Annotated in this window: 15 protein-coding genes; 6 read left to right on the top strand and 9 right to left on the bottom strand. The window is 57.1% G+C overall.

All coding sequences use genetic code 11. The annotated features are described in order from the left end of the window. Positions 1 to 19: 19 nt before the first annotated feature. The 4 genes from ACQE3M_RS13945 to ACQE3M_RS13960 all read right to left on the bottom strand — a co-directional run bounded on the left by ACQE3M_RS13945 (position 20) and on the right by ACQE3M_RS13960 (position 3,883). Positions 20 to 457, bottom strand: a complete 438-nt coding sequence (locus ACQE3M_RS13945) for a hypothetical protein (RefSeq protein ID WP_004594559.1) — start codon at positions 455 to 457, stop codon at positions 20 to 22. Position 458: 1 nt separating this feature from the next. After that, entirely contained in the window at positions 459 to 3,143 is a 2,685-nt protein-coding gene (locus ACQE3M_RS13950) for a heavy metal translocating P-type ATPase (protein WP_004594558.1), read from the bottom strand. 126 nt (positions 3,144 to 3,269) lie between these two features. Then, positions 3,270 to 3,458 carry a DUF7333 family protein gene (locus tag ACQE3M_RS13955; protein WP_004594557.1) on the bottom strand — a complete coding sequence of 63 codons (189 nt, stop codon included), beginning with the start codon at positions 3,456 to 3,458 and terminating at the stop codon, positions 3,270 to 3,272. Between the two features lie 20 nt (positions 3,459 to 3,478). Further along, positions 3,479 to 3,883 (bottom strand): DUF7541 family protein, encoded by a 405-nt coding sequence (locus tag ACQE3M_RS13960; protein ID WP_004594556.1) that lies wholly within the window; start codon positions 3,881 to 3,883, stop codon positions 3,479 to 3,481. Positions 3,884 to 4,364: 481 nt separating this feature from the next. On the opposite strand from ACQE3M_RS13960, the gene ACQE3M_RS13965 reads away from it, so the two are divergent. Continuing rightward, positions 4,365 to 4,631 (top strand): hypothetical protein, encoded by a 267-nt coding sequence (locus tag ACQE3M_RS13965; RefSeq protein WP_004594555.1) that lies wholly within the window; start codon positions 4,365 to 4,367, stop codon positions 4,629 to 4,631. Continuing rightward, positions 4,615 to 6,126 carry a hypothetical protein gene (locus tag ACQE3M_RS13970; protein ID WP_004594554.1) on the top strand — a complete coding sequence of 504 codons (1,512 nt, stop codon included), beginning with the start codon at positions 4,615 to 4,617 and terminating at the stop codon, positions 6,124 to 6,126. The genes ACQE3M_RS13965 and ACQE3M_RS13970 overlap by 17 nt, the downstream gene beginning before the upstream one ends. Before the next feature lie 60 nt (positions 6,127 to 6,186). Here ACQE3M_RS13970 and ACQE3M_RS13975 read toward each other — a convergent pair whose 3' ends face one another. From ACQE3M_RS13975 to ACQE3M_RS13990, 4 genes are all read right to left on the bottom strand, one after another. After that, positions 6,187 to 7,257, bottom strand: a complete 1,071-nt coding sequence (locus ACQE3M_RS13975; RefSeq protein ID WP_011222433.1) for an iron transporter — start codon at positions 7,255 to 7,257, stop codon at positions 6,187 to 6,189. Positions 7,258 to 7,486: 229 nt separating this feature from the next. Continuing rightward, positions 7,487 to 8,548: an iron transporter gene (locus ACQE3M_RS13980; RefSeq protein WP_004594552.1), complete on the bottom strand. Its 1,062-nt coding sequence runs from the start codon at positions 8,546 to 8,548 to the stop codon at positions 7,487 to 7,489. Then, the gene (locus tag ACQE3M_RS13985) at positions 8,535 to 9,842 is read right to left on the bottom strand and encodes a twin-arginine translocation signal domain-containing protein (protein WP_011222434.1); all 1,308 of its coding nucleotides are present in this window, start codon (positions 9,840 to 9,842) and stop codon (positions 8,535 to 8,537) included. The genes ACQE3M_RS13980 and ACQE3M_RS13985 overlap by 14 nt, the downstream gene beginning before the upstream one ends. A 76-nt stretch (positions 9,843 to 9,918) precedes the next feature. Then, positions 9,919 to 10,506, bottom strand: a complete 588-nt coding sequence (locus ACQE3M_RS13990; RefSeq protein WP_004594550.1) for a methyltransferase family protein — start codon at positions 10,504 to 10,506, stop codon at positions 9,919 to 9,921. Between the two features lie 230 nt (positions 10,507 to 10,736). Here ACQE3M_RS13990 and ACQE3M_RS13995 point away from each other — a divergent pair, with 230 nt between their 5' ends. Both ACQE3M_RS13995 and ACQE3M_RS14000 read left to right on the top strand, forming a co-directional pair. Continuing rightward, on the top strand, positions 10,737 to 11,015 hold the full coding sequence (locus tag ACQE3M_RS13995) for a DUF7471 family protein (RefSeq protein WP_225935279.1): 279 nt from the start codon (positions 10,737 to 10,739) through the stop codon (positions 11,013 to 11,015). After that, complete coding sequence (locus ACQE3M_RS14000; RefSeq protein ID WP_004594548.1) at positions 11,012 to 11,530, top strand: winged helix-turn-helix transcriptional regulator; 519 nt, start codon at positions 11,012 to 11,014, stop codon at positions 11,528 to 11,530. Before ACQE3M_RS13995 ends, ACQE3M_RS14000 begins: the two co-directional genes overlap by 4 nt. A gap of 71 nt (positions 11,531 to 11,601) precedes the next feature. On the opposite strand, the gene ACQE3M_RS14005 is transcribed toward ACQE3M_RS14000, so the two are convergent. Then, positions 11,602 to 11,895, bottom strand: coding sequence for a PadR family transcriptional regulator (locus tag ACQE3M_RS14005; RefSeq protein WP_004594547.1), 294 nt, complete (start codon positions 11,893 to 11,895; stop codon positions 11,602 to 11,604). Between the two features lie 133 nt (positions 11,896 to 12,028). Here ACQE3M_RS14005 and ACQE3M_RS14010 point away from each other — a divergent pair, with 133 nt between their 5' ends. Beyond that, complete coding sequence (locus ACQE3M_RS14010) at positions 12,029 to 12,196, top strand: DNA-binding protein (RefSeq protein ID WP_004594546.1); 168 nt, start codon at positions 12,029 to 12,031, stop codon at positions 12,194 to 12,196. A 75-nt stretch (positions 12,197 to 12,271) separates the two neighbouring features. Then, positions 12,272 to 13,324: an exodeoxyribonuclease VII large subunit gene (gene xseA, locus ACQE3M_RS14015; protein WP_004594545.1), complete on the top strand. Its 1,053-nt coding sequence runs from the start codon at positions 12,272 to 12,274 to the stop codon at positions 13,322 to 13,324.

Raw genomic sequence — 13,324 nt, forward strand, 5'->3', positions numbered from 1 at the left:
GTTCACATTAGAGGGGGTTCTATTTCGAATCTGAGGATTCCGGTTGTTCCTGGGTAGATTCCTGGGCCCCGTCTTCACTCGTCACCATCGAATCCTGCGCCGTTGATTCAGTGCTATCCGAAGAGGTAATCTCCTCATCGGCTCCCTCCGGTTCTGGTTTGGACCGCTCCGATTCTTCGGAGAGTGATGTATCTTGGGCGGAGGAGCCCGCGAAATCGAGCGGACGAAGCCAGATGAACCAAACCACAAATACGGTTGTGCCATAGCCGACGATCCACACGAGGTCAGCAACTGCAGAGAGGTTCGCCTGTTCGAAGGTGTATACCAACAAACCGGGCCCGATGAGCCCAATGAGCACAACGAGGACGGCAAACTGCGGAGACGAGAGTCCGAACGGGTATCGTTGCTGATCTGCCTCCGTATGGGATGTTGCGTTTCCCTCATTCTCTGCACCCATCTTACCCCTCCGAAGCGCTGGTTTCGGTGTCTGTCTCCGGCGTGATTCGAGAGAGTCGCATCGCGTTCCCGGTGACGGCCGTCGTCATTCCGGCATCGCCAGCGAGGACGGCGAGCCAGATCGGGACGTATCCGAACGGGACTGCGACTGCCAGCCCGGCTTTGACAGCGAGACTCGACCAGATGTTCTGTCGGATGACCCCGTTCGCATCGTGTGCGAGTTCGTAGAGGTACGGGAGCTTTGCGAGGTCATCACCCATCAAGGCGATGTCGGCGGTCTCCAATGCGGTATCAGTCCCGGCAGCCCCCATCGCCACGCCGACTGTGGCGGTGGCGAGCGCCGGTGCGTCGTTGATGCCGTCACCGACCATCGCAACGCCGTCGTACTCCTCGACGAGCTCCTCGATCGCCGTCACCTTGTCCTCGGGGAGTAATTCGGCCTGGTACTCGTCGACGCCGACCTGTTCGGCGATCGCGCGGGCAGTCCGCTCATTGTCACCCGTCAGCATCACCGTTCGGGAGACGCCGAGTTGCTTGAGTCGCGTCACTGTTCGCTTCGCTTCGGGTCGGATCTCGTCGGCGACTGCGATGACGCCTTCGAGTTCGTCTTCGGTTCCAACGAGGACAACGGTCTTCCCTTCTGCTTGGAGTTCGGGAACGGTCTCGTCGAGAAGGTCGAGGCAGTTGTTCCGGTCGCATATCTGCCGAGCTGTCTGGGTGACGACACCGCCGTCAGTGGTCGCGTGGACGTGTGATAGGTCGAATCCCAGCTCCTCGAACAGCCCCGGCTTGCCAGCGAAGTGGGGCGTCCCGTCGAGGTCGGCCCGGACGCCCTTGCCGGTGATGCTCTCGAAATCATCGATCTCGCGCTCGGCGACTCCCATGCTGCCGGCCTCAGCGACGATCGCCTCGCCGATGGGATGTTCGCTCCGTTGTTCGAGCCCGCGGGCACACCGGAGGACGTCTTCCTCCGAATTTTCGTTTAATGGAACGACGTCAGTGACGGTGAGCTCACCTTTCGTGAGCGTCCCCGTTTTGTCGAAGGCGACGACGTCGACGGCCCCCATCGCTTCGAGGTGGTTGCCGCCCTTGATCAGGACGCCGTTCTTCGCGGCGCTCGTAATTCCCGACACGACGGACACGGGTGTCGAGATGACGAACGCACACGGGCAGGCCAGTACCAGTAACGTCAACCCGTAGACGACGGCCGTGGGCCAGGTCGTGCCGAGAACGTACGGGCTTCCCACCGTCGTCAAAATGGCGAAGGCAACGACGACTGGCGTGTAGTACGTTGAGAAGCGTTCGACGAATTGCTCGCGCTCGGTCTTGTTCGACTGGGCATCCTCGACCATCTCCACGATTCGCGAGAGCGTGTTATCACCGGCTTCAGAGGTAACCTCTACCTCAAGATAGCCCTCTTCGTTGATCGTGCCGGCGTATACCTCATCTCCCATCGTCTTGTCGACGGGTACGCTTTCGCCTGTGATGGGTGCCTGATTGACGGCGCTTTCACCGTCGACGACGGTTCCGTCCATCGGGATCTTCTCCCCCGGTTTGACGACGACCACGTCGCCGACAGCGACCTCGTCGACAGGAACTGTCTCCGTGGTATCGTCCCGTTTGACGGTTGCCTCATCCGGTGAGAGGTCCATCAACTCCCGGAGCGAGTTCCGAGCGCGATCCATCGAGTACCGCTCCAGCAGCTCGGCGATACTGAACAGGAACGCGAGGGTGGCCGCCTCGAAGTAGAGCGCCTCACCGAAGGCGAGGCTCGCAACGAGTGCTCCGAGGATAGCCACCGACATCAGGAAGTCGATATCGAGGTTCAGATTCCGAGCGGAGTAGTAGCCGTTGCGGAAGATCTCCTGACCACCGGACGCGACGGCAACGAGGAACAGTACGTCGGCGACGAGCAGCTCCGTTCCGAGAAGGCTTGCAAGCTGTACATTCTGCCCGGTCAGGAAGAACTCGAAGAGCAAGCCGAGAGCGACGAATCCACCGCTGATCCACGTCTTGAGTGCTCGTGGACTCGTCCAGATGCTCTCGCGTTCCTCAGTCGGGTCCTGCCGTCCTGATTCGTCGCTCGACGTGTCTGTAACCTTGTACCCGGCACGTTCGATAGCGCCGATGATATCGGCTTCTCCAGTCCTCGAAGAATCGTACGTGACGACGACGGTTCCGGTCGTCGGCTGGGTTTCGAATGTTGTAATTCCCTCGACCCTCTCGAGAGCGTTCTCGATTTTGCCAGCACACGACGGGCAATCCATTTCCGGAACCGTGAATTTCGAGGACACTTCGCCGGTGTCCTCCACGGTGTACCCGGCCTTTTCGACCCGATTAGCAATCGCGGTGGCACTCGTTTGTTCGCCGTCGTATGAAACGGTCAGCGTCCCTTTCGTCACTTGCGGGTCGACGCTGCGGATTCCGTCCAGTTTTTCGACGCTGTTCTCTACCTTTCCTGCACAGGATGGACAATCCATCTCCGGGACCGCGAATTGTGCAACGTCCCCTTGGTCTATGGGTGGAGAAACGTCGTCGACGCCCTGTTCTGTGTGTTGGGCGTGTTCGTGATCACTGTGGTCGTGGTCATGCGTGTGACTATGCTCGTGGGACCCTTCTTCGTGTTCGTGGGCGCGATCCGGTGGCTCACCACTCCTGTTGTGGGAATCGTCGTCGGGGGAGGTCATCACTCTCCCCTAGCCACTACACATTTATTAAATCGACTGCTATAAAACACCCATTTTCTGCCAATACCTAATAAATACTTTGCCCTATATTATTAACTCGGCCGTTGTCTCATCTCAAATGCAGACCTAAGTATGGTTTGCTCGATACTCACCGTGTTTGACCTCGAGGAAGAGCGTAAAGACTCCAAACACGACGAGGCCGACGCTCACCATCATGACTGTACTTTTGCTCGTCGGACTCATCATCGTCCCACCAATTATGAGGGTGAGCAGGACCCCGAACGCGATTACCGTTTTCGTGTTATCGAATTCCATCGATAGTTTGTTACTGAAACTCAATCAGATGTTGTTTCCGACGTCTCTGCTGTCGATACCGTTGCGCGGGTCTTCCTTCGAACGAAGCCTACCCAGACAAGTGCACCAACGAGACACAGGATACCAGCGATCGCAATCGATTGACCGCGGATTGTCGTCCCGGTCTGGTTCTGTGTGATCAGCAAGATACCGATGCCGAAGAGGACGAATCCTTGAACACCTGCTGCTTTCGCTGGTTCAGTAATATACTCCGCCTCTGTGAGAATGCCAGCAACAGATCCGACGAACAACAACAGTCCCGCAACAGAGACAGGACGAAGGCCGAGAACGACACCGACCTCCGAGAGAGCAAATCCAATAGCGACAAAGAGTGGCCATGGACTCGCTCCCGTGAAGGTTGAATCCGTGTCTTCGGAATCGCTCATTATCTCGAGTTGAGCTTCACGATATAATAAATCGGCTGTTATTGATACCCCTATAGTTAATAGAAAATGGCTGTAATTCAGCCGTTAGTTAATATTGGTGCGGTATAACCTCACAGTCTGAAGCTGGTAATACTGCTTAGTCCCGATTCTCCGCGCTATCCCATCTTACGGTCAAATGGTTTTATAGAGACGCTCTGCCTACTCTTTTTTATGTGCATCTACTGCGACGCCTACGAAGAAGAGCGAGAAACGGAGAGTCAGTCTCCAGTCGAAGACAACCACTCTGAACAAAAGACTACTTCCACGCTGTCAAAGGGAGCGTTTGGACAACTTCGTTCTTCGCTAGCAGATCTGTTGTAACCGACCATTCTGGCCATTGATGACGCCACGTAGGTCGATACGCGAGCGGAGAAGTTCGAACGTCGAACCAGAACGGTTTCAACGCTGACTGGCCTACGGCCGAATAACAGCTTTCGAGAGTATGTCATACGAAGGCACTACGGTTCCACGGCGTGACTCACCTGCAGGGGAGTGTGATTACTGTGGGCATCCGTTCCCGACGACCGACCGCCTCGTCCTCCACAAAGGCTTAGAACATCCCCAAGAGCTGGATGACGACGAGGAGGACGCATTCCTCTCTGCCCGAGCAGACGAAGAAGACGAGTTGCGTACACTCCGTCTGAAAGCGCTTGGAGCCCTCGTGCTCCTGTACTTCGGTCTTCTATTCATGTATGCTATCTTTGCCTGACTCAGATACGAACACCGGGGCAAGCGAAGAGGTACACATAGAGTCAGGTCCAGGGTCGAGGCTTCGTCATTGGGTCGTCTCGAACACGAAGCTCAGACTCTTCGTACAGTTTGTACTCTGGGTCTCGATACTGACGCTGTTTACCGAAACAGTCGCTGCCGGTAACGGGATGACGCTCTCGAAGCAGCCTCGGGATACCCTTGCCGTTCCCCGATGGCTGTATCTTGCCACTGGCGGCGCCACGATCGGCGCCTCTGCCCTACTTGCGAGCTTCGTTACTGATCGAGCCTTTATCCGCTATCTCCACAACTGGTCACTCCCCGGTCCGACGGTCGACGACTGGTGGACACCGATTCGATGGATCGGACGTAGTTTTGGGATTGTCGTCCTTGGACTGGCAGTGTATCTCGGACTGACCGGACCGCAGCTCCCGACAGCAAGCTTCACCATTCTCGTCACATTTGTCGTCGTTCGAGCGGGCTTGCCGATGCTTACGTATCTTGGAGGGAACGTTTGGCCAGCACTGAACCCCTGGCGAGGGATCGTCTCGCTTCTCCCAGCTGGACACAGAACGTATCCAAGAGAATTAGCCCGATGGCCAGCTGTCGGTGGCCTATTACTCCTTGTGTGGATTGAGGTGATTTTCCCTGTCAGCACGATTCCGTCAATTCTTTCGCTTGCGATCCTCGGCTACAGTGCCGTCACAATCGCAGGCGCAGTACTCTTCGGTCCTGACGCGTGGTTCGAGAACGCAGATCCGTTATCCGTCCTGTTCCGATTTTTCGGGGCTGTCGCCCCTGTAAAACGGCGGGACGGGAAGCTCACTGTAAAACTGCCCGGTAGCGACCTGACTGACTCAGACTTAATCACGGACACCTCCGATGTTGCGTTCGTCATTGCGCTGATTTGGGAGCTCACGTACAGCGGCTTCATCACGACGCAGACGGGCGCAGCAACTACCGAGGCACTCGTCAGCCTCTCCAATATTGGAGTGGGAGCCGTACAGATTCGTGCGATCCTCATCTACACACTCCTTTTCGTCAGTGGCTACGTCGTTTTCTTCGCCGCGTATTGGTATGCGGGCGTACTCTCTCGGCGACGGACCGGGACATACATCACAGCGAAACGTATCGCCTTTCGGTTTGCACCCTCGCTATTGGCCATCGCAGCGGGATATCACCTCGCCCACTACACCGGACTGGCTGTATCCCTCAGTCCGGCTCTAGGCATGGCAATTCTCTCTCCACTGTCGCCCCCAGCGAATCCCCTGACATTGTCTCCACCTGGGTGGTTCGAGGGTTTGAGTATCGCCTACGTGCTCATCGGGCATCTCCTCGCTATCTGGGCAGCGCACGCGACCGCCTACGAACTCTTCTCGAGTCGTCTCGTCGCAATCCGGAGCCAGTACCCGTTCATCGGTGTGATGATCGGGTACACCGTTATTAGCCTCTGGATTCTCTCACTTCCAGGAGCGACGCCCCCATATCTACCCTGATTCTGGTGGTTTCGAGAGAACAACGGATCGCACACTAAGGTCAGAACTCAACCAGAAAGATCACTCGGCAGTGAACTCAATCGGGTCCATGTCGAGAAACGCGGTTTCGTAGCCGTCGTGGCGCGCCAGTTGGGGTGGTGTCTCTACAGTGATTCTGACCGTATCGCCAGTCTTGAGTTCATCAATACCCATCCCATAGAAACTCCCGAGGTCAGGATCAAGGGACGCTTGGAGTGTCCCTTGTGTGATTGTATCCCCTCCACGGTCGAGTGTTGCTGAAAGAGCCATCCTCGGGAGCATCACGCGATTGTAGGGTGTGCGTGGAGAAACGATTAGGAAGGGTCCTTCAGTATCACTAAACCGATGGTCACCGTCAACGAGAGCAACCAGCATCGTTGCGTCACCGGATTGCCCTTCGTGGAGTAGTCGACCGGGAAGCTCGGATTTTGTCGGCACGACCGGTTCAGGAATCATTTCCATATCCATTAGATCGACTGTCCCACGGGTGCCTGCTTTGTCCCCTAACCGGCGAATCTCCAAATTGTACGTCTCATCCGTATCGAACGTGAACTGCATCGTGGCAGACTGTCCCTCTGTAAATCGCCCGTTGAATGGACTCGTACGAGCTGTCTGCAACGGGCCAACCTGGAGCGTCACATCGTACTGTCCTTCCCCCGGGAGAGCGATATTGTCGCCGTAGTGGAACCCCATATTCGGCGAGATCATCGGCCAGAGGTTGGTCGAGGACACTCGACCGTCGCTGTTACTGATTTCGACAGAGACGTCGACCGGGAGGATCGTCTCCGTCTCGGTGTCCCAGACACTCGCCATCAGATGCACCGAATCATCCGACTGAACGACGACTTTCGTCTTTCGTGAGCCAGTGAGGTTCCAGAAACGGTGCGGGAAGGAGTGCATCAGTGCAAATCCGAGACTGCCTGCCGTCGTCGTTCCGTACATTCCCATCCCTTCGATGATTGCCGGATAGTAGACCGCGTCAGGTCGATCCTCCACGATCGGTGGATCACGCCATGCAGACTGCGTCTCGAATCCGAGCCGCCCCAGGCAACCAGACAGTACCAGGCCCCCCGAGAGAGCAGTCCCCTGTTTGAGAAACGTTCTCCGATTCATGTTCTCCTCTGAGATACTATGTTTGGTAGATTCATTGAGTCGACCTCGCTGTCGTCAACCGGGGGTTTCTGTAACTGCCAGCCTCGGCCATTCTGTGACTGTCTACGCTAAGCGAACGACGAATCCGGTGAGTACCAGGAGTGAGACAACGCCAAGTAACGTCGCCAGTAGGAGGTGCTTCTCTTCCATAGATTTGGCTTCGGTTGGAATTCTAAAGACACCTTTGGAACTACAACGTCACCTGCACATCTGGCATATCAACGAAGGCTGTCTCGTATCCTTCATGGCGAGCTGTTTGTGGGGGCGAATCGACCGTGATCGTCAGCTCATCTCCCGTCTGTACATCTGCGACCGTCGCTCCGTAGTGATAGCGGAGCTCTGGATCGATGGTTGCCTGTAGAATTCCGTCGAACACTGACATCCCGTCACGGTGCAGTGTTCCCGAAAGCGACATCATCGGCAGCATCGTTCGATTGTAGGGTGTGCGCGGAGAAACAGCGAGATACCTCTGCTCCTCGTCCCCACCGAAACGTGACGCGTCTTCGAGGATCGTAACCACGAACTTCGCGTCCCCACTCGTCCCCGAGCCACGAACGTCCCCCGGGAGCGCGTCCGGTGTCGGCACTTGCGAACTCGGTAACATCTCCATGTCCATCAGGTCGACAGCACCCTTCGTGCCTTCTCTGTCGTCGGGAATGTCCGTATACGAGATCTCGTTGAGCGTCGATTCGCTGAATTCGAACTCGAACGTGAACGAGGCGTTCCCCTGATTCTCGGCCAGCGACCCCGTCCGTCGCGTCGACGGCCCGCCGATGCTGACCTCGACAGTGTATGTGCCGTCGCCCTGGAGCTGTGCGTTATCGCCGAAGTGAAACCCCATCGGCTGGGAGAGCATCGGCCACGGTGCGAACTGGTCGACCTGCTCGCCGTCCTGTGTAATCGTGAGCTGTGGATTGATATCGGGTGGGATGATCCCCGTCTGTGTCTCCCAAACGACCGGCATCAGGTGAATCGAATCTTCGGATTGAATCTCGACCTTCGTGATCCCATTCGGCTTCATCAGCCAGAACCGGTGCGCATACGAGTACGTGAGCGCACAACTGTACCCGCCCTGTTCCTTCATTCCGGGCATTTTCATGCCCTCGTAGTGGGTCGGATAGTAGACTGCGTCCGGGCGGTTCTCGGGGAGCGGTGGTGCCCGCGCTGACCGCGTCTCAAACAGGCCGGTACACCCCGCGAGCCCCACGAGTGACGTGCCCCCGACCGCCCGAAGCACGTCACGACGATTCATGCGTCACCTCCTGTGCGTTCTCGACCGGTCGCGCAGGCGGCAGCGAACGCAACGACCGTGGGGGGACGAGGAAATTACCGCGACGCTCCGTTCGGATGTACTGCAGGATGCCGTTGTTGTTTCGCTGACCGACGGCCGACTGCTCGGTGACGTCAGTGCCATTCATCGCTTCTCTCGTGTCGACGAAGTCGGTGATCCGTCGCTGGAGCGCAAGGAAGTGGAGGCTGGCGGTTTCACCGTCGGTAGAATCGAAGTCGCGCCGAAGGATGAGAGGCGAGTCATCGTCATCGCGAGCGCGGGCGGATTTCTGGGAGTGACCGACGACGCCCATCTCGCGGGCCGTCTCATCCGTTGGCTGACAGTCGTCGATTTTGCTGCTGGTTCCGAGATTGTCTCCAGCGCCCTCGATTACGTCGTTCTCGGCGTGGTACGGACAGAACATCTTCGCCTCACGCTGCCAGCGATCGTCCTGATTGTACCACTGATTGAGATTGAGCTGGAGCTTGGAGATGTGCTGGGTCGTTCCACCGGCGAACGGCCCCGACTGGATTGTCACGCGATCTTCACTGGCCTGGTTCTTTTTGAATCCCGATTTGAATCCCATAAACAGCGGCGCGTCCTCTGGGACCTTATCTGCCGGAACACCCTCTGCATCGTCAGCATTCTCCGCCGGCAACCCGTCCCCAATAAAGCCCGTCCGCCGGTCGGCGATTGAGAAAACATCGGTCAGTGTAGCGTCAGGCTGATCGACACCGTTGAGGGTTGATTTGTTCCCTTTGAGGGCTTCTTCGGCACCGAGCACCACCTGTGCCGTGTTACTCGCGAGATGGACGACTGCATCGGGCGTATCGAACTCGGGATCCTCAAACGGCGCAAGTGCTTCTGGATCAGGGAGGTCAACGTCTTCGGGAAGCGATTCGTCGAATCGGTCGAAGTATGCCGGAGAATAACTCACCGTGAGCAATAACCCGCCCCCGCTTCGCTCGTAGGCGTGTTCGATCCCACGGAGAGCTGTTTCAACTTGGTCACGGTCGTCTTCGTTCGGGGGCCCGTCTCGTCGGTAATTTAGATAGAGGAGCACACGATGGCTCGGAGCGACGACGTTCCCGTGGTCGTCCCGTGGGAGGGCCTCATTCCAAGCGTGCTGACGTTGTGGATACGACGAGAGATCATCCGGCCCTGTTGGGACGTCAACATCTTCACGGCCTAAACAGGCACTGAATGCCGCTGCGCCTCCGATAGCGACGGCCGACTTGAGGAATTCTCTGCGAGGGATACCTCTCTCATCAGTCATTGACGACAGTTAGGAAGCCAACGGAAAAGGCGGTTCTGGTAGAGTTCTTGAATCCCCGCTCAAGGTCGGTAGTAGACTATCTGGTGATGAGCTTCTTCACCAAGTTCCACCCGATAAATCGGGGGGCCCGCTTGCGGTATTGCTCGTATTCCTGGCCATACTGCTCTCGCAGCCACGGTTCTTCGGCAAACGGGAACAGTGCGTACACGAGGATGGTCAAGATGCCGTGTACAGCCAGTTTCCGGGAGTTCACTGCAATGATCGCGCCGACGATGAACGTAATGAATCCCACGCTCTGAGGGTTGCGCGTGTACTGGTAGATACCGTTCGTCCGAAGTTCCCCTTCTCTTCCACTGCTTTCCATCCACCCAAGTTCGAAGAGTGCTGAGAGGGCAAATCCCATCCCGAGTGCGGCGATACCGCTACCCGTGAGTTTGCTCCAACGTTCGGTGAAAATGAAGGAGTCCCGATCGAGCGCGCCCAGCACGGGAAACCCAGCGAACACGACGGAGAGCGCTGACCAATTGAACCACCACCGCCAAGAGCTGTCACCGATGGGCCACACTCGACGGTCAGGATGAACCGCACTGATGGCGTACCCGAGAATCAGCGTGACATCCGCGACGACCGCCGTCAGGAGCGCACGATCTGAGAACGAGGACATACGTGTATGTCGTGATAGTGAAGGACAAAAAAGTGAGACAATCTTGGGTTCGCATCTGGGTACTGCTCCCTCTGAAGAGGTTTGGAACCACCAACCACTCTCTACAATTCTAACATCCGGAGTAACTCGAATCGACGTTCTCAGGTAACTGCGTTTCAAATTCAGCCCACATGGCGGGATTTGTCCCACTCCATAGCGGGTTTACCGGTTCGCAGTCCCTTCCGTTGCTCGTGGTGATCACCGCCGCGGCTGCGGGTACAGCGGTACTTCTGGGACTTGCGATCGGCGCGTTCGTTCAACGCCAATCCCGTCCATATCTGTTAATCGTCGCTGCATTGGCTGCCCTTCTTGGACGCTCTGCGGTTGCGGGGATCTCCATCGTAGGCCTGTTTTCACAAGCCGAGCATCACCTCCTCGAACACGGGCTTGATGTCATTCTTGTAGCGCTCGTTATTGCTGCAGTCTATCACTCCCGAACCATTTCGAACGAGACCAACTTCGATACATGACACACCAACGTGACCGAATTCACGAGTATATTGCCACCCACCCTGGAGAACACTTCAACGCGCTCACGCGGAGACTCGACCTCGCACCAGGACAGGTACAGTACCATCTCAGGAAACTCCAGAATCAAGAGAGAGTGGTCAACCTACCTCTCTATGGCCGGACCCACTATTACACACCGGAATATGATGCGTGGGAGCGGGGAGCAATCGCTGTCCTTCGCCGGGAAACAGCACGCGACATCTTATTCTGTGTTCTCGAACAGGGAACATCCAGCCCGAACGCTGTCACAGAGTCCCTCGGGATTGCTCGGGGAACCCTTGAGTGGCACTTGGATCATTTGACGGAACAGAATCTCATCGAGAAACACCGAGATGTCAATAATCACGTGACGCTGGTCGCAGCCGAGCGGACTGAGACCGCTCGCCTCCTCGAAGAGATCTCCCCCTCGCTGTCCGATCGGATGATCGACCGGTTCACCCGCCTCGTCGATAACCTATTGGCGGATGGATCGTAACGAGCCCTCGGATGTATTTCGTTGAAACGAGAACTTGATTGTTCGATTACTGCACCCACTTGGATAGAACGCTATGCAGTCCCTGAGTCCACGGTTCCCAGATACTGGGTTTCCCACTCACGACGTGCCTCTATTTCACGCTGACCGCGCTGTGTAACTGTGTATACGTTCGTCCGCCTGTCGAGTTCACCCTTCTCGAGCAGTCCTTTGTCGACGAGGTCGTCGAGATTCGGATAGAGGCGCCCGTGGTTGATCTCCTGTTCGTAGTAGTCGTCGAGTTCGTCTTTGATTGCGAGCCCGTGTGGTTCCTTGAGCCCGGCCGTTACATACAAGATGTCCCGCTGGAACCCAGTTAGATCGTGCATCCGTCTGTTCTCTATTTTGAGGGGTGGCATATGTTCTCTCTGGTACCCCGAGGCGATTTTGGCTTGACTGGGTCGGGATATCGCGTGAAAACTTCGAACCTTTATATAGTGGACAGGTGAATTCCGCGATGGAATGTCTGACCTAATCGTCAAAGCAGCCGTGAAGGACGCACTCTCGGACAACAACGTCTCGGCAGATTTCTACGACACGCTCAACGAGGAGGTCGCCGAACTGCTCGACGACGCCGCAGAGCGTGCCGAGTCCAACGACCGGAAGACGGTCCAGCCCCGCGACCTGTAGGCCTGCGTAACGCAGCCAAGCCCGTCACTCGAACGTAGCTTTTTGAGGTTCCTGTACAGAAGTTAGGAAACGAAGATGGCGGACGCACCGGATACTGAACGGCAGGCGGTCGAGCCTGAGGCAGGAGACGTCCTCAGCGTGTCACAGCTGAACGACCGAATCGCCTCGGTCGTCGAGGATGCGCCTGCCCTCGACGGTGTCCGCTGTATTGGCGAAGTCACGGATCTCCATCAGAACAGTACAGCGCTCTACTTCACGCTTACCGATGGCGACGCCGAGCTCCCCTGTATGATCTGGGCAAACCGCTATCGGAAGATGGACGCCGAGCTCGAGGACGGGACTGAGGTCATCCTGGAAGGCGATATCGACTACTGGACTGAAGGCGGGAAAATCGACCTCAAGCCGTGGGAAGTGATCGTCGTCGGCGACGGCGACCAAGCGGCCGCGGTCGAGCGACTGCGCAGCGAGCTCGAAGAGCGTGGCTGGTTCGACGACGAGCAGAAACAGCGCCCGCCAGCGTTTCCGGAACGGGTCGGTGTTGTGACCTCACTCCGAGGGGATGCTCGGTACGACATCCAGAGCGCGATCCACGAGCAAGACCCTACAGTCGACATCCTGGTGAAGGATGCGACCGTCCAAGGGTCAGAGGCACCGACGTCTATCGCGAACGGGATTCACCATCTGGACCGCTCCGAGGACGTCGATTCAATTATCGTCGGCCGCGGCGGTGGGAGCGATTCGAACCTTCAGGCGTTCAACACCGAGCGGGTCGCGGAAGCGATCTTCACCGCGAACACCCCGATCGTCACGGCAATTGGCCATACTGACGACCGGCTAATCGCGGATCGGGTAGCGGATATGGCCGCGATCACACCGACAGCGGCCGGCGAGTACATCGCGAAGTCTCGGAATGACTTCCTGGCTAGCGACATTGGCCCGCTTGAGCAACAGCTTGAGGCCGCGTACGAGACCTTTGAACAGGAGCACGAACACGAACAGGAACTGGCCGAGGCAGTCGAAGAGGCGACCGCGCCTGAGGGCCTGTCGCCAGTTTACTACAAGGTTGCAATTGTCGTGCTCCTAGTGCTGTTGCTGCTCATTACTGCACTCTGGCTGGGGGTGATCTAA

This window comes from Halosubterraneus shenae, from assembly GCF_050510935.1.
GTDB lineage: Archaea > Halobacteriota > Halobacteria > Halobacteriales > Haloferacaceae > JBDGPU01.

Bases quoted from the DNA above. Each gene is read 5' to 3' on its own strand.
- ACQE3M_RS13945 (WP_004594559.1), bottom strand. From the start codon at position 457: ATGGGTGCAGAGAATGAGGGAAACGCAACATCCCATACGGAGGCAGAT.
- ACQE3M_RS13950 (WP_004594558.1), bottom strand. From the start codon at position 3,143: ATGACCTCCCCCGACGACGATTCCCACAACAGGAGTGGTGAGCCACCG.
- ACQE3M_RS13955 (WP_004594557.1), bottom strand. From the start codon at position 3,458: ATGGAATTCGATAACACGAAAACGGTAATCGCGTTCGGGGTCCTGCTC.
- ACQE3M_RS13960 (WP_004594556.1), bottom strand. From the start codon at position 3,883: ATGAGCGATTCCGAAGACACGGATTCAACCTTCACGGGAGCGAGTCCA.
- ACQE3M_RS13965 (WP_004594555.1), top strand. From the start codon at position 4,365: ATGTCATACGAAGGCACTACGGTTCCACGGCGTGACTCACCTGCAGGG.
- ACQE3M_RS13970 (WP_004594554.1), top strand. From the start codon at position 4,615: ATGCTATCTTTGCCTGACTCAGATACGAACACCGGGGCAAGCGAAGAG.
- ACQE3M_RS13975 (WP_011222433.1), bottom strand. From the start codon at position 7,257: ATGAATCGGAGAACGTTTCTCAAACAGGGGACTGCTCTCTCGGGGGGC.
- ACQE3M_RS13980 (WP_004594552.1), bottom strand. From the start codon at position 8,548: ATGAATCGTCGTGACGTGCTTCGGGCGGTCGGGGGCACGTCACTCGTG.
- ACQE3M_RS13985 (WP_011222434.1), bottom strand. From the start codon at position 9,842: ATGACTGATGAGAGAGGTATCCCTCGCAGAGAATTCCTCAAGTCGGCC.
- ACQE3M_RS13990 (WP_004594550.1), bottom strand. From the start codon at position 10,506: ATGTCCTCGTTCTCAGATCGTGCGCTCCTGACGGCGGTCGTCGCGGAT.
- ACQE3M_RS14000 (WP_004594548.1), top strand. From the start codon at position 11,012: ATGACACACCAACGTGACCGAATTCACGAGTATATTGCCACCCACCCT.
- ACQE3M_RS14005 (WP_004594547.1), bottom strand. From the start codon at position 11,895: ATGCACGATCTAACTGGGTTCCAGCGGGACATCTTGTATGTAACGGCC.
- ACQE3M_RS14010 (WP_004594546.1), top strand. From the start codon at position 12,029: ATGTCTGACCTAATCGTCAAAGCAGCCGTGAAGGACGCACTCTCGGAC.
- xseA (WP_004594545.1), top strand. From the start codon at position 12,272: ATGGCGGACGCACCGGATACTGAACGGCAGGCGGTCGAGCCTGAGGCA.